1 protein-coding gene is annotated in these 1,315 nt (G+C 50.6%); it reads right to left on the bottom strand.

What is annotated here, in order from left to right:
• Nucleotides 1-34 precede the first annotated feature (34 nt).
• Entirely contained in the window at nt 35-1,243 is a 1,209-nt protein-coding gene (locus tag BEB42_RS25855) for an IS256-like element IS1414 family transposase (RefSeq protein ID WP_000343728.1), read from the bottom strand.
• Between the last annotated feature and the right edge of the window lie 72 nt (nt 1,244-1,315).

Below are 1,315 nucleotides of genomic sequence, written 5' to 3'. Positions count from 1 at the left end.
GAGCCTGTTTAAGATTCTGTGTAAATGCCTTTTCTCAGAAGTGACCGTCCAGGCGGTCACCGAACTCGATAATAAAGCGGCTCATTGCCATTCGCCAGTCCTTCAACGGCATCGTCCATTTCTGGGACGCAGACTGGATTGCCAGCCACACCACTTTTTTCACCGAGTCGTCTGTCGGGAACACTTTACGCTTTTTGATCGCATGGCGGATCACGCTGTTTAGCGACTCGATGGCATTCGTCGTATAGATCACTTTGCGGATGTCCGTTGGATAAGCGAAGAACGTGGCAAGATTCGGCCAGTTTGCCTGCCAGCTTCGGCTTATCTGAGGATAGCGACTGTCCCAGGCCGCAGCGAACGCTTCCAGTGCCTGCTGACCTGCCTCTTCCGTGGGAGCCTGATAAATCGCTTTCAGGTCGCGAGTGACGGCTTTGTAGTCCTTCCATGACACGAAGCGCAGGCTGTTGCGCACCATATGCACGATGCATAACTGGATGCGGGCCTTCGGATATACTGTGTTGATGGCATCCGGGAAGCCTTTCAGGCCATCCACACAGGCGATGAGGATATCGTTCAGACCGCGGTTTTTCAGTTCAGTCAGCACATTGAGCCAGAACTTCGCCCCTTCATTTTCGGCCAGCCACATACCCAGCAGTTCTTTCTGACCTTCGATATTGATGCCCAGTGCCAGGAACACCGATTTGTTGATGACGCGACTGTCCTGCCGGACTTTCAGGACGATACAGTCAAGATAAACAATGGGGTAAACAGCATCCAGTGGTCGGTTTTGCCATTCTACAACCTGCTCCATCACGGCATCGGTGACCTTTGATATCAGTGCCGGTGAAACATCTGCGTCATACAGTTCTTTGAACGCAGTAGCTATCTCACGGGTGGTCATCCCTTTGGCATACAACGACAGGATCTGGTTATCCATCCCGGTAATACGGGTCTGATTTTTCTTTACCAGTTGCGGTTCGAAGGTACCGTCACGATCGCGCGGAGTACGCAGTTCCAGTGGACCGTCGCCTGTGATAACGGTCTTTGTGGAATAACCGTTGCGGGAGTTAGCTCCTGGTCTGGACTGATTTTTCTCATACCCAAGATGGTGTGTCATCTCAGCATTGAGAGCGGCTTCAACGCTGAGTTTTTTCAGCAGCCGATCAAACTGACTGAGGTCTTCAGGGGTTTTGAGGTTTTTGGCCAGTTCGTTAGCCAGAGCCTGTAACTGTTTTTCGTCCATAAATTAACCTTCATTTGATGCTGGATTGAACATATCAAAATCAGGCAATTACACAAATCTATGTACAGGCTC

Source organism: Escherichia sp. MOD1-EC5990, from assembly GCF_002965285.1.
In the GTDB taxonomy this organism is placed as follows: Bacteria; Pseudomonadota; Gammaproteobacteria; order Enterobacterales; family Enterobacteriaceae; genus Escherichia; species Escherichia coli_F.
Note: the sequence above shows the minus strand (reverse complement) of the source record. Positions and strands in the feature narration are given on the sequence as shown.